Here is a 24,822-nt window from a genome sequence, read left to right as displayed (position 1 = left end):
GGCCATTAAATCACCTCCAGATCGGCGTCCAGCGCCCCGGCTTCATGTAGCGCCTGTAAAATAGACATAATGTCGTCCGGCGTGGCGCCCAGGCTGTTAAGGGCGTTAACCAACGTTTTCAGGCTGCTGGATTCAGGCAAAGAGATCATGCCAGGACGGGCATGGTTCACCGAAATATTGCTCTGCGGCGTAACCGCCGTACGACCGCCGGCAAAGGCATTCGGCTGGCTGACGTTGCTGCTTTCGTTGATGGAAACCGTCAGGCTGCCATGCGATACCGCTGCCGCGTGCAGGGCGATGCCATCGCCCATCACCACCGTACCGGTACGTGAGTTAAACACCACGCGGGCGCGCACTTTTTCCGCCTGCACCTGCACGTCATCCAACTGCGACATAAAGGCGACGCGCGCACCGGGGCTGGTTGGCGCGCGGACGCTGACGTTAGTCGAGCTTTGCGCGGTGGCAATGCCGCCAAACGAGGCGTTGATCGCCGCCGCAATGTTATTGGCGTCTTTAAAAGAGGGACGCTTCAGATTCAGCGTGATGGTGTCGCCCATCTGGAAATCGCTGGGAATCTCACGTTCCACCGACGCACCATTAGGAATAAGCCCGGCAGTCGGCGTATTGACTGTAACGCTGGAGCCGCTGGCCCCGGTGGCGTTCATCCCGCCGACCACCACGCTCCCTTGTGCAAGGGCGTAAACCTCACCATCCGCGCCATGTAGCTGGGTGAGCAATAACGTGCCGCCGCGCAGGCTTTTGGCATCACCAATCGACGAGACCGTAACGTCAATGGTCTGCCCACGCGAGTACATGGGCGGCAGCATCGCGCTGACCGCCACCGCCGCGACGTTTTTCACCTTCGGATCGATTTTGCTCGGCAGCTGTACCCCGAACTGGCGCAGCATGTTGGTGATAGTTTGGTTGGTGAATTTAACCTGGTTTTTATCCCCGGTTCCGTCCAGCCCCACCACCAGGCTATAGCCGACGAGCTGGTTTTCCCTGATCCCCTGGACGTTGACCAGCGACTCCAGAGACTGCGCCTGCGTGGTGCCGGGCAGCGCCAGGCTCAACGCGATAACGATGCCGTTTAACGCTTTCATCCAGCGCCCGCGTAAGTGTTGCATAGTAAAATCCTGCATTAGATCGGGAAGAGAGGATGGTTAAACAGACGCGTCAGCCAGCCTGCCGCATTGGCATCGCTTAGCGCTCCACGCCCTGCATACGAGATTCGCGCATCGGCGATACGCTGCGAGGAGACGGAGTTGTCGTTTTGAATATCATCGGCACGCACCAGACCGCTCAGGCGGATGTACTCATCCCCCTGGTTGAGGGTGAGCCATTTTTCACCGCGAATTTCCAGAATGCCGTTCGGTTGTACCGAGTGCACGGACACCGTAATTTCGCCGCGCAAACTGTTTTGCTGCTGCGAGGTCGCCGTCCCGTTGAAATCACGATTGGCGTCAACCGAGCCAGACAGATTATCTTTGGTATGGCCAAAGATAGTCGGCGCGCCGATGTCCACGGTATTGTTCTTGCCGAAATTGGTTTTCGCCTGTTTGCTCGACTGGGTGGATTCTTCCAGCATCACGGTCAGGATATCGCCCACCCGATAAGCGCGACGGTCCGCCGTCAGCGACCACTTGTAACCCGTTTCGAACACCCCTCCCGCGCGGCCATCCGCCGTTGGCGGCGCTTCCGTTTTGGGTGGAGCAAAGTATTCGTCATTTTTTTTGACCAGGAGAGCCTGCGATTCGCACCCGCTTAACAGGGGAAGCAGTACCACCAGCCAGAGATAATTTTTCACGTTCTGCCTGTTTACTTTAACTTTGCCGGATGGCGTTGCCGCTATCCGGCATTTCACATGCCTGAATTACAGCGTCTGACTAATAAACTGCAGCATATCGTCTGCCGCAGAGACCATTTTGGCGTTCATCTCATAGGCGCGCTGTACATTGATCATCGCCACCATTTCGTTAACGATATCTACGTTCGAACCTTCCAGCGCGCTGTCCTGCAAAGTCCCCAGACCATCTTCCCCCGGAATACCTTCCGTCGGTTGACCGCTGGCTGCCGTTTCCAGATACAGGTTGTCGCCTTCCGCTGAAAGCCCCGCCGGGTTGGCGAAATTCACCAGCGTCAGTTGTCCCAATTCGGTAGGATCGCTGTCGCCGGGCAAGATCGCCGTCACGGTGCCGTCTTCGCCAAACGCCACGTTGGTCGCGCCTGCCGGAACATCAATTTCCGGTTGCAGAGGCAGGCCTTCAGAGTTAGTTAACACGCCGTCAGCGTTAACCTGCATATTGCCGTCACGGGTATAAGCAATATCGCCGTTGGCCTTTTGCACCTGCCAGAACCCTTGCCCCATGATGGCCACGTTCATCGTATTGTCGGTGGTTTCCACATTCCCTTCGGTGAAGGTTTTCTGCGTACCGACAATGCGCACACCGCTACCAAACTGCATTCCGGTCGGCATGATGTTGTTTTGATCGAGCATGGCGCCCGGCGCTTCCTGAGTCTGATAAAACAGATCCTGGAACATCACGCGGTCACGCTTAAAGCCCGTGGTGTTGACGTTGGCGATGTTGTTGGCAATCGCACTCATCTCAGCATCCTGCGCCGACAGGCCGGTTTTACTGATCCATAACGCTGCGTTCATAACACTTTATCCCTGATTAAAGGCGACAACTCAGGAGCCGCGTAGCAGCCTGTTGCCTGAGTCGCTGAGATCTTCAGCGGTTTTCATCATCTTGATTTGCGCTTCAAACTGGCGGTTCATCGCAATGGACGACATCATTTCGCTCACCGCAGACACGTTACTGCCTTCCAGAAAGCCGCCGCTCACTTTGATGTTTTCATCGCGCTGGGCCGGTACGCCATCCGCCGTTACCAGCATCCCCTCGCTGTTTTTCGCCAGATTGGCGACCGGAATATCCACCAGCTTTAGGCGATCGATATCCATCGTGGCGGTCACATCACCGTCGTCGGGGGTCACCGAGAGCGTGCCGTCGCTGCCGAAGGAGGCAATCGCATTCGGTGGCAAAATGATCGGGCCGTTATCCCCGAGCACAATATTGCCGTCGATGGTCAGTTGTCCCTGATCGTCCTGCTGAATATTGCCGTTGCGGGTATAGACCTCGTTTCCGGCTTTATCCTGCACGGCGATATAGCCGGTTCCCTGAATGGCGACATCCAGCGGACGCTCGGTTTTTTCCGCCACGCCGGTGCTGTCATTGACGCCGCTGGGACTCTCTTTCGCCATAAAACGCGTATCGAAGCCACCGCCTTTGACTTTGTCATTACTTGCCATCGCCATATCCGCACGAAAACCATTGGTGTTGACGTTGGCGAGGTTGTTGGCGCTAATTTGCTGCTCTTGCAGCGTCTGGGTGGCGCCGCTTAGTGCGGTATAAATCAACCGATCCATTTCTTAGCCTTACATCGCCTGGAAGAGAGCCTGATCCAACTGCGTACTGGTCGAAATCACTTTGGTGTTCGCCTGATAGTTACGCTGGGCGGTCATCAGGTTGACCAGTTCGTTGGTGATATCGACGTTGGAGCTTTCGAGCATGCCGGAAGAGAGCGTGCCGCAGGAGCCGGAACCAGGCGTGCCAATCAACGGTGTACCGGATTCACCCGTCTGCACCCACGCGGTACCGCTTACCGCTTCCAGTCCGCTCTCATCCGGGAAGGTCGCCAGCACAACCTGGCCCTGCAGCATACGTTCACCATTGCTGTAGGTGGCGTACACTTTGCCGTCGTCATCCACCTGCACGCCGTTTTGCGTTGCGGAGGCATAGCCGGTCGCGGAGTTGGTGGTCACAGAGAAATCTGAGCCATACTGGGTACAGTCGGAGTAATCGACGGTCATCGAAATCGGCGCGGCTTCATCGGTGGTAAAGGTGATGGTTTGCGGCGTGGTCGGAGAGGTCAGCTTGCCGGTATTCGGATCGAAGGTCAGCGTAGTTGCAGGTACGCCAGTCTGCGCTTCGCCATCAAAGGTGTACTGCACTTCCCAGGTGTTATCCGCGGTTTTGGTAAAATACTGGCTGACCGAGTGCTCGTTACCCAACGAGTCATACACGGTGGTGGTGTAGCTGTCGGTGTAGGTGTCGCTGTTATTCGGGTCAAACGGCACGCTGGTGCGATCGACCGCTTCATCACTGGCATCAAAGTTGGCCGTGAAGGTCATGCTGTCGGTAGCCTGCGCCGGAATGTTGCCGGTTTTAATCTGGATATCGGTTACGGTACCGGTTTGCAGTGTGCCGCTGTCATCAACCGGATAGCCTTGCAGGTAATCGCCCGATGCGTTAACAATATAGCCGTTTTTGTCCGTCACAAAGGACCCGGCGCGGGTATAGGAGATGTTCCCCGCGCTATCGCACATAACAAAGAAACCATCATCGTTAATGGCCAAATCCAGCGCATTGCCGGTAGAGACCATCGAGCCGCCGGTGGAAATGCTTTGCGCGGAACCCGCCACGCTCACGCCCATCGCCTGCGTCCCGGCGTACATCGCGGAAAACTGAGTGGTCATTGATTTATAACCGACCGTACCGGAGTTCGCGATGTTGTTACTGATCCCATCCAGTTGTTCGTTGACGGCGTTCAGGCCCGTCGCTGCAATTTCATAACTCATTTTTTTGTTCCTGTAATATTAACGAGATCAGATGACGGTATTGCTGTCAGCGTTATCGCCGCCGTCAGTATCAGGCGGCGTGGTGTCATCGGTGCTGTCCGGTACGCCAAACTGGGTGATCATGGTGAAAGGCACTTCGCCAACGCCGTCAACATTAAGCACCGGCGTGCTGCCATCGAGCGGAATACGCACATCTTCCACCGTGCCCGTCACCTCAATCGGTACTTCTTCTTCCCCGGTATTGGTCACCACGGACACGCTGTAATCACCCGGCGGGATGCCGTAATCCGCAGGATTAATGTCGAAATCCACCTGGCCGGGTCCGACGGAGGTTTGACCTTCCGGGATCAGCGACACGGTGTAGTCATCACCGGCTTCATCGGTGAAATGCAGATCCACATCGGTACAGCTGTCATCCAGCGTGACGCGTCCCTGAATCGCCTGACTGTTGTCTTCAATATCCAGCGAGGTGGTTTGCACCATGATGTCGTCGCCGACCATATTGCCCAGCGCCATCACCTGAATGTTGCTCATCAGCACGGCATTGGTGTTCGCCTGCACGCTCATCTCTTCCATCATGGCAACCTGCGCCATTGAGGAAAGCTGATCGATATAGGCCGTAGGATCGGTCGGATCGGTCGGGTCCTGGTTTTCAATTTCGGCCACGAACAGCGTCAAAAACGTGTCAACTGCAGACGTTTCCGTAGACGTTGTCGTCGTCGGTGTATCGCTGGTTCCACTGGTATCCGTGGTTGACGAGGTAGAGGAAGAACTGCTGTCCCCCAGGTTACTGCTTTGCGCCGTGGCGCTCACAGTATTTTCAGCCACCGCCGTCTTCTCCTGAGAAGAAGCCAGCGCCTGAGATTGGGCATACAGAGCCAGGGTATTCATTACACTTCTCCCAGTTTGAGTAAGCTTTGCTGCATACTTTTGACGTTATTCAGCACATCAACGTCGGTTTCGAAATCACGAGAGGCAGACATCATGTCGGCCATTTGCTCGACCACGTTGACATCCGGATACCAGACGAAACCGTTCTGGTCCGCCATTGGGTGGTGCGGCTCATAACGTTTCACCGCCCCGCCGCTTTGCATCACGTCCTGCACTTGTACGCTGGCGCCATCAATGCCGTGACGGTTGTTTCTACCAATCAGGCTATTGTTATAAACCGCAGCAAAAACCGGGCTGCGCGCCTTATAGGCCTGCGCCTCGCTGCTGGCAGGAGATTCCGCATTCGCCATGTTGCTGGCGACGGTATTCAGACGGATGGTTTGCGCCGTCATCGCCGAACCGGAAATCTGGTAAATATCAGTAAACGACATGGTTATTTTCCTTCGATGGCCTCTTTGATACCGCTAAGTTGCAGATTCAAAAAAGTCAGACTGCTTTGATAATCCATACTATTTTGTGAAAACCGGGCCTGCTCGGTATTCAGCTCTACGGTATTGCCATCCTCTGAAGGCTGCATCGGCACACGGTATTTCACGTCAGCCTCGGGCAGAACATTTGTGCGACTTGCCCGTTGCATCTCAGCGGCAAAATCAATATCTTTGGCTTTGAAATTTGGTGTATCGACGTTTGCCAGATTCGCAGTCAGTAGCTCGGTCCTCTCAAGACGTAACTTCACTGCCTGCGGATGTACACCCAATGCCTGCTGAAAACTGATTCCCATTTCTTGCATCACTCCTGCGTAGATATCGCTGTTATTAGCAATATGTATGCCAACTTTTAAGTGATTGATGAGAAATGACTTTATGAAACTACCCTCCTACGTAAGGAAGCCTTCTTTCCCCTTTGCCGCGGAAATATTGCTGGCTTTATGCTGCGTCTTACCCGTACATGCCGCCGTCCATCCCATACAGCACAGCGCCCGGGAGCAGATCAACGCGCGGGTTCTCGATGCCGCCAGTCATGAAATTGACGCACTGGCGCGCAAACAGCAGTGGCAGGACTATCGCTACACGTTCAATATCTATATTCCCTCAGCCGTGAGTACCAGCGCGCTCTGCGCGGCGGCCCCGCAAATCACCGCTAACTCTTCCCCGGAGATGGCTCTGACGCGAATGAACTTTGTGGTGAGTTGTCCCGGCAGCGCGGGCTGGCAGTACAACGTAGCGGTGCGCCCCGATGTGTCAGTCCCGGTGGTAATGCCAAAGTCGCTGATTGCCCGCGATACGGTGATTACCGCCGATGACCTGCTGCTTAAAAAATTCAATATCAGCAACCAGCGCGAAGGGTTAATGACCAATATGGACGAGGCGATTGGCCTCACCAGCAAGCGCGCCCTGCAACCCGGCAAACCAATTACACGTAGCGAGCTGGTTCAGCCGATGCTGGTCAAACGCGACCAGCCGGTGATGATCGTCTCGCATATGGCTGGCATTACCGCCTCGATGCCTGGCGTGGCGTTGAAGAATGGCCGTAAAGGGGATGTGATAAAAATTCGTAACAGCAGCAGCCAGCGGATAATCAGCGGCGTGGTGGACGATACCGGCGTGGTCGACACGCTAACGGCCGAGCAGTGAAGGGATTTTTTGTGGTGGGATTAAAGTTTTCCGCTATTGCCGCCGCTTTTAGCCAATAACAGATAACCAACCCAACGAAATATGTACGAGGTTGCTATGAAAATTACCCCGACTCTGCCTGGCAATCGCCCAGCATCAACCACCGAACAGGCGCGTTCAGATAAGAGCAACACACAGACCAGCGCGCCCAGCGCCACGACGCTTTCCGCCGACGATATTACGCAGGCGGGATTGCAAACGGCGCAGCAAACGCTGAACAGCGATACGCAAAGTGACGTTAATTACGACAAAGTGGCGCAAATGCAGGCCATGCTGGCCGCAGGCGACATGCAGGTTGATACCCAGCAACTGGCTGGCGACATGCTCAGCTTTTTCCAGAAATAAGAGGCCAAAACAGTGAGTACCAGGCTACAGCAGGTGAAAACGCTGCTTCAGGGCATCCGTGAAGATGGGACGCGGTATGACGCGCTCAGACACCAGTTGGAACAACAACGTCTGTGTATGATCCGTCGCGCCAGTGAAGAGCTGCTGACCGTCAATGATCTTATTCAGCAGCATTATGAGCAGTTGCAAAACAGCAGCCAGCAGCGCCGTTCTATTCTGCAACTGCTGGGCGTAAGCGTCGATCGCGCAGGGATAGAACAGGTCTTTAGCTGGCTGCCTGGCGTGCAAAAAATTGCCGCAGAGGGCTGGTGGCAAAGCCTTGAGCAAAAAGCGAAACGCTGCAAGGCGTATAACGAAAAAAACGGCGATCTGCTGATCCGCCAGTATGAGTTTATCCAGGCTTTTTTAGGCACTGAACCCGATTTTATTTACCAGCGCTAAACGTCCTTCCCTGACGCGGAAACCCGCTTTCCGCGCCTCGTCTAACCAATTGATATAAATGAAATTACAATTCAGGCATGGATATTGCAATGACATAGCCAGATTTTGAATATTGGGATTGCTGAGAACAGATTATGAGTATGATTGAGTGTTATGAACCTGACTTTGTCCGGTTGTTTTTATCCCGCCATCCGGATTCCGCGTTACGGATTAACATGCGCTGGAAAACGGAAGTGCGTCAGAGTCTGGCCTTAACCGATCCGGCCAGCTGTCAGGCAGCCTTAGGCGATCCCAATGCCTTTGTCTTACATACCACGCAATGTGCGGCTGATGTCGACAGCCCGGCGTTATCACCACGCGATCAGGTATTGAATCAATCTGCTCTGCATACCATCACCCTCCCGGGGTTATCGCCAGAGCTTCGCCTTTACGCGCTGGGCATCATGCTCTCTTTTTCCGAAAAATGCCCTGGCAGTAGCGACTCTACGCTGGCGAAACTGGCCTCGCTGCCGCAGGTGCTGGCCGACCATGCGCAAAGCGGAAAACTGCAGGATCAGTTCGCGCAACTGCCCAGCCTGCCCCAGTTGCAGCGCGAGCTGATCACCCAAATGGGCAGCTGTGAGTTCAACTGGGATCTGTTGCCAGAAAGCACTCGTAAGCTGACCTTACCCCTGCAGGTCAGCCTGTTGATGCTGCAAGATGCGAACAGTGAAGCCATGCTTCAGCAACAGTTGCAGACTCAATGGCTAAACACGTATGAGCGCTACTTTGCTCAGGAGGCATGGATATTCAGTAACTACCTGATTTATCGCCTGTATCACGATACATTCCCGCAGCACGAGAGCGAAAGCGTGCTGCAGCGCTTCTTCGGGCTGGTGGCTGACGTCTTTATTCTTCGCACCCTGTTTTGCCTGTGGACGATGGATGATTCTGCGCTGAGCCATGACGAGATTTACGCCCTCTTCGCGCTGTTTGAAACGTGGCGCAACGGCGAGAATGCCCATTCGTTGCGCCAGCATATTCTGGACATGCTGCCGGGAGACCCTCTGCTCTCAGCATTTTCCCTGATAACACGTTAGTGCCTGTTGGCCGGGTGAATGCCCGGCCCTTTTTCGAATCGCGAATACACATCACCATGTCTGAATCCTCTAAAGCACGACCCGCCTTGCCCGGCATTGTTAAAACGCTCGACACTGGTCGCGAAAAACCGTTTGTCAGCGTTATCACGCCAACGTGGAACCGTGCCACATTTTTACCTTATCTGCTGTATATGTTCCGTTATCAGGACTACCCTGCCGACCGGCGGGAGCTGGTGATCCTCGATGATTCCCCGCAAAGTAATCAGTCGATCATTGACCGGCTGACACAGAATCACCCGGAGAAATTTAATATTCGTTATATCTACCACCCGGAAAAACTCGATCTGGGGAAAAAGCGCAATATGCTCAATGCGCTGGCGGTAGGTGAGTATATTCTCTGTATGGATGATGATGACTATTATCCGGCTGACAAAATCTCTTACACCATCGACATGATGCAGCGCCACCGGGCGCTGATTTCAGGTTCCGATCAGATCCCTATCTGGTACAGCCACATCAACCGGATATTCAAAACACGCAGCTTTGGCCCGCAAAACATTCTCAACGGCACTTTCTGTTACCATCGTAATTATTTGAAAAAGCATCGCTACGTTGATGAATGCAATTTAGGAGAAGAAGAAGGGTTCACCAATAAATTCACCGCGAACCCGCTGCAATTACCCGGTGAGCGCACCATTATTTGTATCTCACACAGCCAAAATACATTCGATAAAGACTTTGTGTTGGGCAGCAGCAAGCCACTGGAAACCCCGCTGGCGCAGGCGATTACCGACCCGATGCTGAAAAACTGGTATCAGAGCCTGCATAACGCCACCCATCATCAGCCGATTCAGTGGGATTACATCGATCAGGTGGTGATCGTGAATCTGGACTCACGTCCGGATCGTTTAGCGCATATCCAGCAAGAGCTGGCATTTCTCAATTTCCCGACGGAAAAGGTCACCCGCCTTGCCGCATCAGTAGCCACTAACGGCCAGATTGGGCGCCGTCAGTCCCATATGCAGGCGCTGCGCCTGGCGCAGCTTCAGGGCTGGAAAAATTACCTGTTACTCGAAGACGATAGCGTGATCCTGAAGCAGGAAAAGCATATTCGGGTACTCAATTCGCTCCTGAGCGCACTGCCTAATTTTCCGTGGGAAGTGGTTATCCTTGGCGGGGAGATTCAACAAGGCAGCGAACTCAAAAGCCTCCAGGGTATGATCCACGCCCGCGACTGCAATAAGGTTTGCGCCTATCTGGTCAACTGCGGTTATTACCCGACGCTCGCTCAGCAAATGGAGCATGACCTCTCCGATACTCTCGAAGGACAATGGCAGCCGCTGCTACGTGACGGGAAATGGCTCTCCTGCTATCCGAGCATCTGCTATCAGCGCGCGGGTTATAGCGATATCGAGAAAATAGAAACCGATAACATCGGCTACTATTTCAATAAAATCAATAAGAAACCAGATACCGTCAACGCTCTGGCCGAAACACAGTTTCCTTCGGCCTCCACTCTGACAGATGCCATTGGCTTCTATATGGAAACGTCGCTGCATTACGCGGTTTATCGCCCGATCATAACCGCGCTACAGGCGATGGGGCATTCCTGCTCGCTATTGGTCAGTGACAAAATACACGCGTCGTTTCTGGATGAAATGACCGCAACAATTAAAACCATTAACGATCCCCTACTGGGTGGAACACGTCTTTCTGTGGTTATCGAGAAGCATCAACGCTTCAAATGTCTTATCAGCCCTTATTACACGCCGTTGCTGAACGGGCTGGCGGATACCCATGTGCGGACGATGTATGGACTGGCGAAAGAAGAGTGGAATCATGCCTGGTGGAATGCCTTTTATCATCGCATTCTCTGCTACAGCCACTATAGCCAGCACGCGGTTGATATTGGCGGCAGCGCCAAAGTGGTAGGCAATCCCCGTTTCGATGAATGGCATAACCATACTTACGATACCGCACTACCAAAAAGCGTGAAGCTGAATGCGAAAAAGCAGACCATCCTGTACGCGCCAACCTATGGCGCGCTAAGCTCGCTCCCCCATTGGGCACAACAGCTCAGTCGATTAAGCCATGAATACAATGTCGTCACCAAACTGCATCATGGCACCCTGCACAGGCCGGAAGAAGCCGCCTCGCTGGCGCTGGCGCAACGCTATTTAAAAAACAGAATTGACGATCCGCAGCACCTGCTGGCGCTTATGGCACAGGCAGATTACGTCCTGACGGACAGCAGCGGCTTTATTTTTGATGCCATTCATATGAATAAACGCGTCATTTTACTGAGCTGGCCAGAGATGACCTCGCTGCTGGATGGCCAACAAAGTTTCTCGACCCCAGACAGCGCCGATCAACGTATCCGCGACGTTCTCCCGGTAGCCCAGGATATACAGGCGTTGCGCAGCGCGCTGTCTGACGCATTTGACTGGACTGCACTGGAAGCACCGTTAGCCGAAATTCGTCACCATTATTGTGATGCGTTTATGGATGGTCAGGCGGGGAAACGGGCGGCGCAGGAGATTGATAGCCTGGTAAAAGCGCCACAGTCGCTAATAACCAATACGTTGCTATGCAGTCTGCAGAAAAAACTGTTTAGTTGATCATCAATTAAAAGGTATCAAAGAGTATATGAATAATTCTCCCGCTGTAGATCATCAGCTCTACCAGGTATTGGCGCAGACTTCACGAAAAAAGATCAAAAATAAAAAAAGAATCCTGTTTTTTGATCGTGATGCCTTTGCTGATAATACTAAATACTTATATCTGCATATGGTGAAAAATACTCAGCTAGAATGCATATGGTGTACATGGAATGAAGTAGTTTATGATATGTTGCAAAAGCATCATCTGCCAGTGCATCTGTTAGGTAAAAACAATGATGAAACCATAAATTTATTATTAGAAACCCAGATAGCTATTTTCTGCGTTAATCCGCATCACAGTCTACATAAAAATTGGTCATACTTTGCATGTCTGGAGGGGGCAAAACATATTCAGTTATGGCATGGCATTTCGGTTAAAAACTTATTATTACAATTAACACCCTATTTTAGCATGACCATTCCTGATTTTGGCACATCTTTAGCCTGGGCCTCCCGTGCGGATTACGTATTAAGTACTGCAGAGGTGTTAAATCCTTACTGGCGAGAAGTATTTGGTTGCAATAATATTATCAACGCATCCTATCCTCGGAATGAGGTGTTACTACGCAATATTACGCCATTAGAGTTACTCGGCGCAAAACTTGACGCCAGAACAATGAAAGGTCTTGCCAGCAAAAGGAAGAGGATTTTTATTGCTCCAACCTGGCAACGATTCAACAGCACCGATCTCTTAAGTCGAGAAATGCTTACGCAAATCCTTCAATATACCAGTAAAAATAATATAGACGTATTTATAAAGACGCATCCATATCGGGCTGTTAACTTTGACAGCAACGCACTAAAGATTAATAATTTCTATTTTATTGATGCCGATACGGACGTCTATCCGTTCCTCAATAAATTTGATGCGTTGATAACAGATTATTCATCTATCATGTTTGATTTCCTGTTAACTAAAAAGCCAGTGTTAACACTGGATATCGCACCGGGTGAACACGCCAATTTCGAACCTAATTATTCGCTGTTGCCAATAGAAAGTAACTTTCGCTATAAATTTACTCGGGATAACATTATCAGTATGTTGCATCAAGCACTATTCAAGGATGAGCAAGTAAAAGACAGAGAGCAGGCCGCAGCCAATTTATATCCGTCTAATAATATTAATACCTGCCAAAAACTGGAATCCATAATTATAGATATACTTAAAGACATCGCTTAGTAAAAATGCAAAGTAAAGAATATAGCAACGATATAACTGTGATCAGGTACTAACACATGGATACTTTAAAGATATATCTCTCATCCGCCTCTGTACCCGTTATCCCTCAGATGCTGGACTTTGCAGAATGTGCATCCGACCCCAACACTCTCAAAATTATATGCTGGTATCGTAATGAATTGACGCCATTCCAGCTAAAAGGTACTAATGCTTACTACATTAAGCAGGAGTATGCTGTCACACCCGACTTTACAGCAAAAATAGTCAATGTCATTCAACGCGTTCAGCCCAAAGTGGTTGAAGTTCACTCAAACATTGTACATACAAACGTCGAACTTTATCCCGTTATTGCATTCATCTCTAAGATAATAAAAAAAGAACAGATAAAAATACATTTATATGATGATGGTATACGCAGCATTGGTGAGCGATTACAACTCAGTGAAATACATAGCAATGCATTCCCAGAAGTCAGCAGAGTTCATGCTAAATATTTACAAACGATCCTGCAAAATGAGTTAAACCCTTTCTCTGGCTATCTAAGAGAATCCTGGCCACTATTGATGAATTACCTGTGGCATAATTTTTTTGATGTCACCTATCATTTAATGGATCAGTACCAACAAAAATGGAGTTCATCTTCACCTTTTCAGAGATCGATACAAAAAAATACGACAGTATTAGCGACCGCAGATATCAAAACGCTCAAACCTAAACAGCTAGCATTTTGCCTCTCACTGTTGAACTTAACAAACACTACCATCAATGAAGTAAAGAAAGAAATCAAGCAAAAAAATAGCTTATTGTACATGGGGGCCGGATACTTTAACCGTCAGAAAGATGATGCTATTACAGAGAAACAAATAACAAAGATTCAAAAGATGAGATCGGCAGGGATCATCAAGCCTGATGATAAGATTATTTTCAAAGCCCACCCAATTAATTCTCCTGAGAACAGAGCAAGGATAATTTCCGCATTTTCCAGCGATAATATCTACACTTTGCCTAACCATATTCCGTTTGAAATTTTACCGGTGATAGGTTTAACACCATCGGCAATCATCTGTACTTTCAGCACGCTGCTATTCACGATGGCACCAGACACATTCCGGCATATTATAGGAGATGCCGACACAACCACCGAATCATTAAAGAACCCGATACTTAATGGGCTTATAAAGGAGAAAGTCATCAACAGAAATCTCGTTGGCGGGTGGCTTGACTAGCAAATACTGTTGCTACCGAAACGGGTCCCTAAAAGTATGTCAGGGCATATATTAGAGACCCATCGAGGGCCTTTCAGGGTTTAACATCTGGCCAGTTATAGTTTTCCTCTGCTTTTTTACATAATAAATCTAATTTACTGTGCCAATGTATCTTGTGCAATGAATCCAGCCGCTCGTTGTACTCTGCCTCAGTGGCAACAACGGGTGGCAGCCCATTATCATAGGCAATCGCTTCTATTTTAGGTGTGTTTGACGAAAAATAGACCATTGGTGTCCCAAAGCACGCGCCAGCAATCGTGTAGTGATATCGTCCAGAAATGAGCACCGCGCTGTGTTTGATAATAGACAGCCAATCTTCAAGCGCTTTAGCATCAAAGACGACTATCTCCGGGAATTTTTCCAAATAGTGACTTATTACCGCTTGTTCTTTCTTATGAATGCCTTCTTTTTTCGAACCTGTTAAATAGATAATTTTATGATTTGGATAATTTTTCTTTATTTTAGCAACAATAAAGTCAGTCTTTAATAAATTATAATTAACCGCACCAGAGATACAAACATAATCATCAGCAATTAATCTTTCTGGAATATCATGCTGAATTTTTTTGATTGTCAGCGGTAAACTATCAAAAGACTCGGCACAAGAGACACCTAATACCATTCGAATAATTAAACAAGACAGACTTTCTCTGGCCGCAATAAACTCGCAGGACCGATAGGCTTCTTTATAATAGTTGAGAATGTTCTCATCTGTAGAATTAGGATAACAAGAGTGGTTAATAAGATAAACTCTCTTATTGAAGAATTTTTTTGCTGCGATGATCAAAAAAAGTAATGCCCTGACCCCTGGCTTAAAGTCATGTATCGTCCCTTCACCATTTACTACAATAAAATCACTGGCATTCATAGCATTCGCGATAGGTGCCAAATGTTGAATGAATTCTTCTCGGGTGCCAATATCACTCACTTTTGCTGGGATATGGGGTAACAATGGAATGGTGTAAACGGGCAAAGAAAAAATATTCTTTACCCCTATGCGAGTTAATTGTTCTTTTATTTGCAACGAGGTCCCATTACACCCCCAATGATAAACATCTTCAGTATCATTGATAAAAAATACGTTCTGACTCATAGCCGTATATCCTTTAATAATTAATGCTTTTAACCACCTCGATAATCGAGGTGGTGGATATCGATGGCGTTCTGGGGAAATAGACCACCTCGCACAGGTACGACAAACTATCAAAGCGCCCAGCCCAGTCATCGCCCATCACCAGCGTATCGGCGCTGAACTGGCGAATATAATCCGCTTTTTTCTCCAGCGACTCTTCGAGAAAGACCTCATCAACGCATTTCAGCCCGGCAACAATCCCCATGCGATCGCGTTGGCTATAAACCGGCATCCGGCCTTTTTTCTGCATATTTAGCGCATCTGAAGATACGCCCACGATCAACCGCTCCCCCAACTGCCCGGCACGTTCAAGAATACGCAGATGCCCAATATGAAAAACATCAAATGTGCCGAATGTAATGATCGTTTTCATACCAGCCCCAGCGTCTTTTGTCTTAGCCAACACTGCGCGGCTATCTCATCGACGGCTTTTTGCTCTTTTACCAGCGCCTCATTGCTCAGTTCATCGCGTTTATCATCAAGCGTCATGGCAACAATTTTTTCTTCACAGGCCGCCGCGACGAGGTTTTTCTGAATACGCTGCTCTTTAATTTTTGCCAGCGTTTTCTCCTGCTCTTGCCAGGCAATAACTGTGCGTAACGTGCCTTTATAGCCGGTCACATTTTTGAGTGATTCAACAGAAGGCGTCTCAACGCCGGTGCCGGTTTTTTGAATCAGGTAGCCCAGCGCTTTGATGTTATTGTCAAAGCCGATGCAAACCTGCTGCTGTTTAGCCAGCTGTACCGTCATGTCTTTGACTGTTTTATCCCGCAGGCGCTGCAACTGCGCCAGGGTATCGATAATTTGTCGCATGATTATTTACCTTCCGCTTTCTTTGCCACCGGGAAAAGGGCCTGTAAGCGGCTTTGCACCAGCTCCAGCGAGGCGGGTTCACTGACTTCCTGGCGCAGAAAACGCTCAATGGCGGGAAACACTTTGACGGCCTTATCCACGCTGGGATCGGCCCCTGCAACATATCCCCCCAACGGGATCAGCGGCTTAATTTCCATATAAGCGGCATAGTTTTGTTTCAGCAGCCGAGCGGACTGCTGGTGCTCATTGGGCGTAACCTGCGTCATGCAGCGACTGATCGACTGCCCAATATCAATGGCCGGGTAATGCCCAGCTTCCGCCAGCTTACGGGTCAACACGATGTGCCCGTCCAGCACCGCGCGCGCGCAGTCGACGATCGGATCCTGCTGATCGTCCCCTTCCGCCAGCACCGTGTAAATGGCGGTCATTGACCCTTCGCTTTCGCTGTTGCCCGCGCTTTCCACTAGCTTGGGGATCATGCCAAACGCCGACGGCGGGTAGCCTTTCGTTGCCGGAGGTTCACCCAGCGATAGCGCAATCTCACGCTGCGCCATGGCATAGCGGGTTAACGAATCCACCAGCAGTAAAACGTGATGCCCGCGATCGCGAAACCAGGCGGCGATCGAGTGGCAAAGTTCGGTGGCTTTCAAACGCATCAACGGCGATTCATCTGCCGGGGCCGCCACAATGATGGATTTTGCCAGGCCTTCCGCGCCCAGCGAGTGGTCAATAAACTCCTTCACCTCGCGACCACGCTCGCCAATTAACCCCACGACCACAATATCGGCCTTGGTCTGGCGGGTGATCATCCCCAACAACACGCTTTTCCCCACGCCGCTGCCAGCCATCAAGCCCACACGCTGGCCTTTACCGATGGTGAGCAGACCGTTGATGGCTTTAACGCCGACATCCAGCGGTTGATTCACCGACCGACGCGTAAGGGGGTTGATGGAAGGTGCTTGCGGCGACAGCACATCATTGCCCGTCAGACGCCCTTTGGCATCCAGCGGCTCGCCAAGGCCATTGACCACCCTCCCCAGCCAGCTTTCGCCTATCAGGATCTCCTGGGCCTTTTCTTCGGGGAAAACGCGCGCGCCGGCCATCAGTCCAATGGGATGCTTAAAGGGCATCAGGTAGGTGATATCGCGGTTAAACCCCACCGCCTGCGCATCGATTAACGTATGGTTGGCGCTTTCGACACGGCACAGCTGGCCGGTCACCAGCGGACAGCCCACGCTCTCCAGCAAAATGCCGTTCACGCGCACCAGTCGCCCGGCAACCCGGGCTAAAGGGATCGACTCAATGGAACGCAGCGCGTGGTCAAAGCTGGAAAGATCACTCACCCGTTGGCTCCGGCAGAAGTGACTCTTTCAGCGCCGACATGCATTGGTCGAGCCGATGCTCGCAGCCAATATCCAGTTCGGATTTATCGGTGATCACCCGACACTCGCCCGCCTGCAGGTCGGCGGATGGGGTCAGCCCCCATTCAGCGACCTTGTCAGGGGCGGCATCTTTAATGCGGTTAAACTCTTCGTTGCTCAGCAGAACCTGTAGCGACTCAGGCATCGCCGGAAAGGCCGAAATAGCCTCTTCAACCAGCGACAATAGCTGCGTCGGTTGCAGCGCCAGCTCGCAACGAATCACCTGACGAGTGACCTTTTCCACCAGCTGCAACAGGTCTTCCCGCTGTTTACGTTGAACGTGCGCCAGGTAGTCATTCACTTTGCCGGAGATGGCCTCCAGCGGTTGGGCTGCCTGCTCGAATTGCTTGCGCCCTTCCTGCTGCCCGGCCAGGCTGCCTTCAGTGTATCCCTGACGACGGCCTTCATCGTGCCCCTTCAGATGACCTTCCTGAAAGCCCTGCTCCTGGCCTTCCGTCATCCCCTGTTCAAAGCCTTTTTGCAGACCTTCCTGGAAGCCGTCCATCAACTGGCGCTGATAATCCGCCGGTGTGATCCCCGGCGTAAGCTGTTCAGTCTGCAAATGGCGCTGGCGAGGGGGAAAGCGGTGTAATCGATAACGACCGCGAATGGTTTCAATCGCCATGTGTTACTCCGCCGTCTGTTCAGCAAACAGCTGTAGCTGAATTTCACCCGCTTCCTCAAGCTCGCGAGCAATCCCCATGATTTCACGGCGAATTTGTTCAATACGGCTCACCGGAACCGGCCCCAGGCGCGACGTTATCGCCTCCAGCTGTTGTACCTGACGCTTAGGCATCACGGCATAAATCGAACGACGCAACAGCGCTTCGGTACCTTTCAGCGCCACCGCCCAGTCTTCCATCGGCACTTCGTCGAGCAGACGACGGCGCACTTCGTCGCTTTGGCGGCTCAGAATAAAGAAGTCATACATTTCATCCTGCAGTTGCTCCAGAACGTCTTCATCGCGTTCACGTAGCTGATCGAGGATCACCTGTTGGTTACCCTGGAAACGGTTCACGATATCTGCGGCCTGCTTGATGCCTTTAACTTTTGAACCATGTTCAGACAGCACCGACAACCCACGTTCGATCAGACGATCCAGCTCATCCACAACGTCGCGGTTCACATCGTTGAGCTTGGCAACCCGATAGAGGATCTCGTTTTGCACTGACTCAGTCATGTAAGACAGTACCGTGGCGGAGATCTCCGGCGTCAGGAAGGCAAGGAAGACAGCCTGCAATTGCAAATGCTCTTCTGAGATCAGAATCGCCAACTGACGCGGTTCCACCCACTGCAAACGCGCCATCCGCGAGCGGATCTCATCGCCGTAAATGCCGTTGATCACGCTGCTGGCGATTTCTGTTCCCAGCGCCTTATTGAGGATCCCTTGCAACATAGAACGCGAAGCGCCGTTGATGCCACTCTGCTCACGGAACTCATCAAAAAAGTTATTAATCACTTTTTTCGCCATACTGGTTTTCACGCCAGAAAGACGCGCCATGTTTTCACTCAGGCGAACCACCTCTTCGCGGCTGAGCTTTTGCATCACCGTGGCTGCCGCCTCCTCGCCCAGACACAGCAATAAAATTGCGGCCTGTTCCAGGTAGCTGTTGTTATTGCCGTTATTTATTGTCAATTCGCTCATTGCTGGTAATCCATTGTCTGAGAACTTCAGCTACGCGATCGGTGTCGCTCATCGCCAGTTTTTGCAGGAACTCCAGCTTCACTTCCAGACCAGAACTCTGCGAAGGCAGGCTGTCGTCACCAGGGAAAGAAGGCAGTTCGATATTTTTGCGTTCGTCTTCAGCAGCCGCAAAATGGGGCGTATCCGCAGGGATCGCCATCGCTGTGGTGTCCAGCGCCAGCTCGGGTGCTGTGGTGCGGCGACGTTCGGCGGTCAAACGCTTCATAACCGGGCGTACAACAAACAGCAGCAACAACAACGCCAGCAGACCGCAGCCAATTAAACGTACCCAGGCCAGAACGCTGTCATCCTTCCACAACGGGAGCTGAGGCTCGACAGGGATCGACTGCGGGACAAAATTGAGCAGCGATAACGACAGATTGTCGCCACGCTTAGCATCAATCCCGGCGGCGTTATTGAGCAGCGCCGTCAATTGCGTAGTTTGTTCCGGTTTCCAGCTCTTCAGTGCAGGCGCGCTCTGATTAAGCACCACGGCCACATTTAAACGCTTAATGTCAAAACCAGGATGCTGGATATGCTCAACGCTACGATCCCACGAGTAGTCGCGCTTGTTCTCGCTATGCTTTGACAGCGCGGCTGGCTGGCGAGACTCCTCAGGCGTCGTCGCGGTAGCGCCATTTCCCACCTGGTTTGGCGCCAGCGGAGGACGATTGCTCAGCGAGCCGGGGATCCCCATGGCGATCTGGTTGGTGTCGCTATCGAGTACCGTTTCTTCACGATTCACCTTCGGCGTATCGCCGTAATGCTCCTGGGTTTCGTCGATATTGCTCAGATCGAGATCCGGCATCACGCTCACCCGGTAATTACCGGTTCCGACCAGCGAGTCGAGGACATTGGCAAGGCTGGCGCGGGTCTTATCCTGAATATCTTTGAGGATCTGGTCGCGCTTACGCGTCGCTGCAGAGACGGCTTCTCCCGCGCCAATACCTTCAGAGAGTAAATTCCCCGCCTGGTCGACAACGCTGACCTTCGACGCATTCAGATTGGGCACGCTGCCAGACACCAGATGCACAATGGCATTCACCTGGTCCATATCCAGCTTGCTGCCGTAATGCAGACGCACCACCACAGAGGCGCTGTTTTGCGGCTCGTCGCTGACGACAAATGAACTCTCTTCATTCAGCGCCAGATGCACGCGGGCGCTCTCAACGGCATCCAGCGTCATGATACTCTGCGCCAGTTCACCTTCCAGACTCCGCTTGTAACGGACGTTTTGCACAAACTGACTGGCGCCCAGCACTTCGTCTTTATCCATCAGCTCGTAGCCGCTGGGCAGCATGGCCTGCACACCTTTCGCCGCCAGCGTCATCCGCGTTTTCGACAGCGCGTCTTCCGGAACCAGAATTTGCCCACTTTGCGGGTCAATACGGTATTCCAGTTTTTCACCATCCAGTACGGTGACGATTTGCGAAACCGGGAGATTTTCCTGACTACCGTACAGCGAAACATAGCCGTGGTTACTATTCCACAGCACGCTAACAATAATGGCGGTCGCTGCAAGAGCTGCCGCCGCCAGTAACGCCAGGCGTTTATTACCATCGGGTTTGAAAGAGAACGAGGGTAAAAACTGAGTGAGTTTTTTTATTAATTCATTCATAGCGTTAGACTGACATGCTCATCAGGTCGTTGAATCCGGAAGCAACTTTATTTCTGACCTGTACCAGCGCAGAAAACGATAATGATGCCTGCTGACTGGCAATCATGGCTCCCGCCAGGTCATCGCTTTTCCCCATCTCAATGGCCGTTTGTTTTTGCTCTGCAACCTGCTGAAATTGATCAACATGATTGAGCGCGCCCTGCATCACACGATCGAATGAGACCGGAGATGATGCAGACTGTGCACCCACTGCGTTAATCTGCATCGGTGAAAGGACGGGCGCCTGTGCGACCGCTTTCATCTGCTGCATGTCCTGCATCATCTGCGTCTGCATCGTACTGGCTGGGGCTATCGTATTTATGCTCATGACCTACTCTTAAAATTAAAAAAGCGTTCTCGGTACCACAGACTGATTCAGGAAAAAATCTCGATTCCCTGCTTTCGCATTGACGCCAGACGATAACGAAGCGCGCGTGGGGTAATGCCTAATAAATCAGCAATTTTGGTTTTATTGCCCTGATATTTACGCATCAGGTCAGCGATATATTGATATTGTGCGCTACGGCCATGCTGACCCAGATTATCGCTGGTCGTTACTGGCATACTGGGCTTTGGCTGCCATTGCGGCTCGCTCCAGGAATCATATTCAATGGATGGCAGACCTAAAGTATCGGGATAAATGACGCCATCACGATTCAGGATCATTCCCCGTTGTATAGCATTCTCGAGCTGACGCACGTTACCCGGCCATCCGTAGCTGAGTAATGCCCGGCGTGACGATTCAGAAAGCTTGATATTTTTAACCAGCACCGTGGAGTATTTTTTGATAAAAGACTCCGCCAGCGGAATAATGTCTTCCATGCGCTCGCGCAGCGGCGGCATCGTCAGCGGAATAACGGACATGCGATAATAGAGATCTTCTCTGAAGCGTCCTGCGGCCACCTCTTCTTCAAGATTCTTATTGGTACAGGCAATTAAACGGAAGTTCAGTTTGATTGTACGGTTACTGCCTAAGCGCTCAACCTGTTGCTCCTGCAATACACGTAATATTTTAGCCTGAAGCGCTAAAGGCATATCGCCGATCTCATCCAGCAATAAAGTGCCGTTATTGGCTAATTCCATTTTTCCCGGCACGGTAGCCACCGCTCCGGTGAATGCACCTTTATCATAACCAAACAACGTGGCTTCGAGCATATTCTCAGGAATGGCGGCACAGTTCACCCCAATATAAGGTGCCTGAGGCTCCTGCGCGAATGCAATTGAATGGATAAATTTAGCGATACATTCTTTACCAGTACCGGTTTCACCATGGATAAGCACTGGAACATTAAACGCAGCAATACGCTTTGCCATTGAAAAAACATTGATACTGGAGGCTGCTTCGGCAATAAGTTCAAACATGATTATTTTACACTTAGAAGTAAAGTTAACATCCGTTACGAGAAATATACAAATCATTCCAAAGCACAATCATCGAATAATAGATATCGCCCGTGCCATGTCTTAATCCCATCCTTGCTCATGTTTTACCGCCCTTTCAAAGGGCAGCCCTATCGAAGACTATTTTCAAATAGGGTTTTTCCTAAAAAAATACTAACACTGGCGCTATTAACAATCTTAAATTAAAAGATAATAAAAATATTATTTCATACAAAACAATAGCTTATGTAACTTTTAACATAAAAAAGGTGTATTGAACATGCCTTAACAAGGCAAGACTGTTAGATGGATACATCACATGTATGCAATTAATTATTTTTTAATTATAACCTGACACCATTAATAACTTGCAGAGCCAAGGGGTAAAATATCTAATATCCAGCCCTACTTCATAGACGTGAGTAGGTACCGCATTTCATACTTAATGGACTTTAACAATATGAGAATAGCGTCAAGGATGAACCATAAATTAAATGGATTTGTATTTTCTTTGATAACCGCGGAATTCGATATCAACTCATCCGCCCCAGAAATTACAGCTGAGAAAGTGCACCATGCTGAAATATAGTCAAACGCCCGGGATCTTTAAACTTGAAGGTAACCGGCTTGGACGTCCATATCATCGTCTGCCGACTATGTTTACGGGTAATTTTGATACAATCGAATCACATCTTGGAAACTATTTCCTAAAAAAACATCGCACAAATATAACACTCAGAAAAATACACTGTGAGATGGACGTTATCAATAAAAGTGCGGAATTATTAGTCTCGCAGGTTGGGCATTTGGCCTTTGATATCGATCGCGCGCTATTGCTAATGCTATTAGGTAACTTTTATGGTCTGACTTCATCACTTGCCGACGAAAAGTCAGAAAATAATTTACCAACAAAAACAGAAACCCGGCTGAGAAGCCGGCTGGCGCTGGATGTGAGCAATATTATTTTTAATAAAAATATATCTGGCATTCCGCTAACGCTCAAACCTGACAGCAGTACCATACAAACACATTGGGCATATCAGCTTACATTCGTTTTAGGTGATGAGGAGAATTGCAGTTTCCGCATCTTACTGGACGATTCCCATACCGATTACATTCTGAATTTAATCCGCCATAGCGAGCACGGCGAAAAGAAAAAGCAGATTGATAAAGCCAGCGCTGAGACGCGTAAAAAAACGCTGATCAAAGAAATTATCCATACGCTGCCGCTGACCATGAACGTGAAAATTGCAGAAATCCCCCTCAATGTTGCCGACCTGACGACAATTAAACCCGGGGATATTTTACCTATTGCGATGCCTGATACTTTCCCTGTTTATATCGGGAAATCCGAATTATTTAATGCCCTGATCGTCGAGGACAAAGACAAACTGTTTTTGTCCGAATTCACGAGCAAGACGGAGAAATCCTATGAGTAAGCCAGAAGATATTTTAGAGCAAGGCTTCGAGTTAGCCCCCGAAGCGACCACATCCCCCGCACCATCTGTGACAGAGACGCTGGTGTCACGTTTAGAAGACCGTTTTTCCGAGTCGATGTCACTACTGAAACGTATACCGGTCACGCTCACGCTGGAAGTGTCCTCCGTGGAGGTGATGCTGTCCGATCTGCTGAACATTGATGACGACACCGTCATTGAGATGGACAAGCTCGCCGGTGAACCGCTGGATATTAAGGTCAACAATATCCTGTTAGGTAAAGCTGAAGTGGTGGTGGTCAATGAAAAATATGGCCTGCGCGTCCTTGAATTCAACACGCATGAAATCAACGACCTGGCACCATGAAACGCGTACCAACACTCACGCTTATACTGGGTTTCTCGTTACTCATCCTTTCTCCCTTTGCCTGCGCGCAAGGGGGAGATATCCCGTTGCTGAATGTGATTTCACACGGAAATAGCCAGGAGTACAGCGTAAAAATCCAGGTCCTGATCCTGATGACCCTGGTGGGCATTCTGCCTACTCTGGTACTGATGATGACCTGCTTTACGCGATTTATTATTGTTCTTTCTCTGCTACGTCAGGCGTTGGGGCTGCAGCAAACGCCGCCGAACCGCATACTGATTGGCATTGCGCTGTCGTTAACCATGCTGGTGATGCGTCCAATCTGGATCAACATTTACGACCACGCGGTTGTGCCGTTTGAAAACGATCAAATCACGCTTCCTGACGCGCTAAGCACCGCCGCCTCGCCATTGAAGCGCTTTATGCTGGCGCAGACTAACAAAAAAGCGATTGCGCAGATCATGACGATCGCCAACGCGAAAGGTAATGCCGCCGATCAGGATCTCTCCATTGTCGTCCCGGCGTATGTACTGAGCGAACTCAAAACCGCCTTCCAGATAGGCTTCATGATTTACATTCCGTTCCTGGTGATCGACCTGATCGTCGCCAGCGTCCTGATGGCAATGGGGATGATGATGCTGTCGCCGCTGATCGTTTCCCTGCCCTTTAAGCTGATGCTGTTTGTGCTAATTGATGGCTGGGCGCTGACCGTCGGCACACTAACCTCCAGCATTCGTGGTCTCGGACTGGGCTAACGGA

The 24,822-nt window shown here is 50.6% G+C and carries 27 protein-coding genes; 10 read left to right on the top strand and 17 right to left on the bottom strand.

The annotated features are described in order from the left end of the window. Positions 1-5 precede the first annotated feature (5 nt). The 8 genes from EHN13_RS00260 to flgB all read right to left on the bottom strand — a co-directional run bounded on the left by EHN13_RS00260 (position 6) and on the right by flgB (position 6,311). Positions 6-1,127 (bottom strand): flagellar basal body P-ring protein FlgI, encoded by a 1,122-nt coding sequence (locus EHN13_RS00260; RefSeq protein WP_061067326.1) that lies wholly within the window; start codon positions 1,125-1,127, stop codon positions 6-8. Between the two features lie 14 nt (positions 1,128-1,141). Further along, complete coding sequence (gene flgH, locus EHN13_RS00255; protein ID WP_061067325.1) at positions 1,142-1,807, bottom strand: flagellar basal body L-ring protein FlgH; 666 nt, start codon at positions 1,805-1,807, stop codon at positions 1,142-1,144. Positions 1,808-1,873: 66 nt separating this feature from the next. Next, a complete protein-coding gene (gene flgG, locus EHN13_RS00250) occupies positions 1,874-2,659 on the bottom strand; it encodes a flagellar basal-body rod protein FlgG (RefSeq protein WP_115643850.1) in 786 nt (261 codons plus the stop codon). Between the two features lie 30 nt (positions 2,660-2,689). Further along, a complete protein-coding gene (locus EHN13_RS00245; protein WP_060855507.1) occupies positions 2,690-3,427 on the bottom strand; it encodes a flagellar basal body rod protein FlgF in 738 nt (245 codons plus the stop codon). A gap of 9 nt (positions 3,428-3,436) precedes the next feature. Beyond that, positions 3,437-4,639, bottom strand: coding sequence for a flagellar hook protein FlgE (gene flgE / locus EHN13_RS00240; protein WP_124020694.1), 1,203 nt, complete (start codon positions 4,637-4,639; stop codon positions 3,437-3,439). A 27-nt stretch (positions 4,640-4,666) separates the two neighbouring features. Then, entirely contained in the window at positions 4,667-5,530 is an 864-nt protein-coding gene (locus tag EHN13_RS00235) for a flagellar hook capping FlgD N-terminal domain-containing protein (protein WP_061067322.1), read from the bottom strand. Further along, positions 5,530-5,961, bottom strand: a complete 432-nt coding sequence (flgC, locus tag EHN13_RS00230) for a flagellar basal body rod protein FlgC (protein ID WP_115643852.1) — start codon at positions 5,959-5,961, stop codon at positions 5,530-5,532. Before flgC ends, EHN13_RS00235 begins: the two co-directional genes overlap by 1 nt. A 2-nt stretch (positions 5,962-5,963) precedes the next feature. Further along, the gene (gene flgB, locus EHN13_RS00225; RefSeq protein ID WP_016151840.1) at positions 5,964-6,311 is read right to left on the bottom strand and encodes a flagellar basal body rod protein FlgB; all 348 of its coding nucleotides are present in this window, start codon (positions 6,309-6,311) and stop codon (positions 5,964-5,966) included. 82 nt (positions 6,312-6,393) lie between these two features. Here flgB and flgA point away from each other — a divergent pair, with 82 nt between their 5' ends. The 7 genes from flgA to EHN13_RS00190 all read left to right on the top strand — a co-directional run bounded on the left by flgA (position 6,394) and on the right by EHN13_RS00190 (position 14,134). Next, positions 6,394-7,164, top strand: a complete 771-nt coding sequence (gene flgA, locus EHN13_RS00220; protein ID WP_124020693.1) for a flagellar basal body P-ring formation chaperone FlgA — start codon at positions 6,394-6,396, stop codon at positions 7,162-7,164. A 96-nt stretch (positions 7,165-7,260) separates the two neighbouring features. After that, positions 7,261-7,548 (top strand): flagellar biosynthesis anti-sigma factor FlgM, encoded by a 288-nt coding sequence (gene flgM, locus EHN13_RS00215; protein ID WP_061067319.1) that lies wholly within the window; start codon positions 7,261-7,263, stop codon positions 7,546-7,548. A gap of 12 nt (positions 7,549-7,560) precedes the next feature. Beyond that, positions 7,561-7,989, top strand: coding sequence for a flagellar protein FlgN (gene flgN / locus EHN13_RS00210; protein WP_124020692.1), 429 nt, complete (start codon positions 7,561-7,563; stop codon positions 7,987-7,989). Positions 7,990-8,123: 134 nt separating this feature from the next. Continuing rightward, positions 8,124-9,068, top strand: a complete 945-nt coding sequence (locus tag EHN13_RS00205) for a lysine-N-methylase (protein ID WP_124020691.1) — start codon at positions 8,124-8,126, stop codon at positions 9,066-9,068. 56 nt (positions 9,069-9,124) lie between these two features. Then, positions 9,125-11,686, top strand: coding sequence for a glycosyltransferase (locus EHN13_RS00200; RefSeq protein WP_124020690.1), 2,562 nt, complete (start codon positions 9,125-9,127; stop codon positions 11,684-11,686). Between the two features lie 28 nt (positions 11,687-11,714). Further along, positions 11,715-12,908, top strand: coding sequence for a CDP-glycerol glycerophosphotransferase family protein (locus EHN13_RS00195; RefSeq protein WP_124020689.1), 1,194 nt, complete (start codon positions 11,715-11,717; stop codon positions 12,906-12,908). A gap of 56 nt (positions 12,909-12,964) precedes the next feature. Next, a complete protein-coding gene (locus EHN13_RS00190; RefSeq protein ID WP_124020688.1) occupies positions 12,965-14,134 on the top strand; it encodes a hypothetical protein in 1,170 nt (389 codons plus the stop codon). 73 nt (positions 14,135-14,207) lie between these two features. Here the strand turns inward: EHN13_RS00190 and EHN13_RS00185 are convergent, their stop codons facing one another. The 9 genes from EHN13_RS00185 to EHN13_RS00145 are packed head-to-tail and all read right to left on the bottom strand — an operon-like array spanning position 14,208 to position 22,242. After that, positions 14,208-15,266: a polysaccharide pyruvyl transferase family protein gene (locus EHN13_RS00185; protein ID WP_124020687.1), complete on the bottom strand. Its 1,059-nt coding sequence runs from the start codon at positions 15,264-15,266 to the stop codon at positions 14,208-14,210. A 13-nt stretch (positions 15,267-15,279) separates the two neighbouring features. Beyond that, positions 15,280-15,678, bottom strand: a complete 399-nt coding sequence (locus tag EHN13_RS00180; protein WP_124020686.1) for an FAD synthase family protein — start codon at positions 15,676-15,678, stop codon at positions 15,280-15,282. After that, positions 15,675-16,118, bottom strand: a complete 444-nt coding sequence (gene fliJ / locus EHN13_RS00175) for a flagellar export protein FliJ (RefSeq protein WP_061067310.1) — start codon at positions 16,116-16,118, stop codon at positions 15,675-15,677. The genes EHN13_RS00180 and fliJ overlap by 4 nt, the downstream gene beginning before the upstream one ends. Positions 16,119-16,120: 2 nt before the next feature. After that, positions 16,121-17,461, bottom strand: coding sequence for a flagellar protein export ATPase FliI (fliI, locus tag EHN13_RS00170; protein ID WP_124020685.1), 1,341 nt, complete (start codon positions 17,459-17,461; stop codon positions 16,121-16,123). Next, on the bottom strand, positions 17,454-18,164 hold the full coding sequence (fliH, locus tag EHN13_RS00165; RefSeq protein ID WP_115643856.1) for a flagellar assembly protein FliH: 711 nt from the start codon (positions 18,162-18,164) through the stop codon (positions 17,454-17,456). Before fliH ends, fliI begins: the two co-directional genes overlap by 8 nt. A 3-nt stretch (positions 18,165-18,167) precedes the next feature. After that, positions 18,168-19,184 carry a flagellar motor switch protein FliG gene (locus tag EHN13_RS00160; RefSeq protein ID WP_061067307.1) on the bottom strand — a complete coding sequence of 339 codons (1,017 nt, stop codon included), beginning with the start codon at positions 19,182-19,184 and terminating at the stop codon, positions 18,168-18,170. Further along, a complete protein-coding gene (gene fliF, locus EHN13_RS00155) occupies positions 19,162-20,841 on the bottom strand; it encodes a flagellar basal-body MS-ring/collar protein FliF (protein WP_124020684.1) in 1,680 nt (559 codons plus the stop codon). The genes EHN13_RS00160 and fliF overlap by 23 nt, the downstream gene beginning before the upstream one ends. 4 nt (positions 20,842-20,845) lie before the next feature. After that, positions 20,846-21,208, bottom strand: coding sequence for a flagellar hook-basal body complex protein FliE (gene fliE / locus EHN13_RS00150; RefSeq protein ID WP_016149599.1), 363 nt, complete (start codon positions 21,206-21,208; stop codon positions 20,846-20,848). Positions 21,209-21,255: 47 nt separating this feature from the next. Beyond that, complete coding sequence (locus EHN13_RS00145; protein ID WP_061067305.1) at positions 21,256-22,242, bottom strand: sigma-54 interaction domain-containing protein; 987 nt, start codon at positions 22,240-22,242, stop codon at positions 21,256-21,258. 593 nt (positions 22,243-22,835) lie between these two features. Here EHN13_RS00145 and EHN13_RS00140 point away from each other — a divergent pair. Genes EHN13_RS00140 through fliP form a run of 3 tightly spaced genes read left to right on the top strand, consistent with a single transcriptional unit; the run spans position 22,836 to position 24,818 of the window. Beyond that, positions 22,836-23,699 (top strand): FliM/FliN family flagellar motor switch protein, encoded by an 864-nt coding sequence (locus EHN13_RS00140; RefSeq protein ID WP_061067304.1) that lies wholly within the window; start codon positions 22,836-22,838, stop codon positions 23,697-23,699. Beyond that, positions 23,692-24,063: a FliM/FliN family flagellar motor switch protein gene (locus tag EHN13_RS00135; protein ID WP_061067303.1), complete on the top strand. Its 372-nt coding sequence runs from the start codon at positions 23,692-23,694 to the stop codon at positions 24,061-24,063. Before EHN13_RS00140 ends, EHN13_RS00135 begins: the two co-directional genes overlap by 8 nt. Then, positions 24,060-24,818 (top strand): flagellar type III secretion system pore protein FliP, encoded by a 759-nt coding sequence (gene fliP / locus EHN13_RS00130; protein WP_124020683.1) that lies wholly within the window; start codon positions 24,060-24,062, stop codon positions 24,816-24,818. Before EHN13_RS00135 ends, fliP begins: the two co-directional genes overlap by 4 nt. Positions 24,819-24,822: the final 4 nt, after the last annotated feature.

It is taken from the genome of Citrobacter youngae, from assembly GCF_003818115.1.
In the GTDB taxonomy this organism is placed as follows: Bacteria; Pseudomonadota; Gammaproteobacteria; order Enterobacterales; family Enterobacteriaceae; genus Citrobacter; species Citrobacter youngae.
This window is presented reverse-complemented; position numbering and strand designations above follow the sequence as displayed.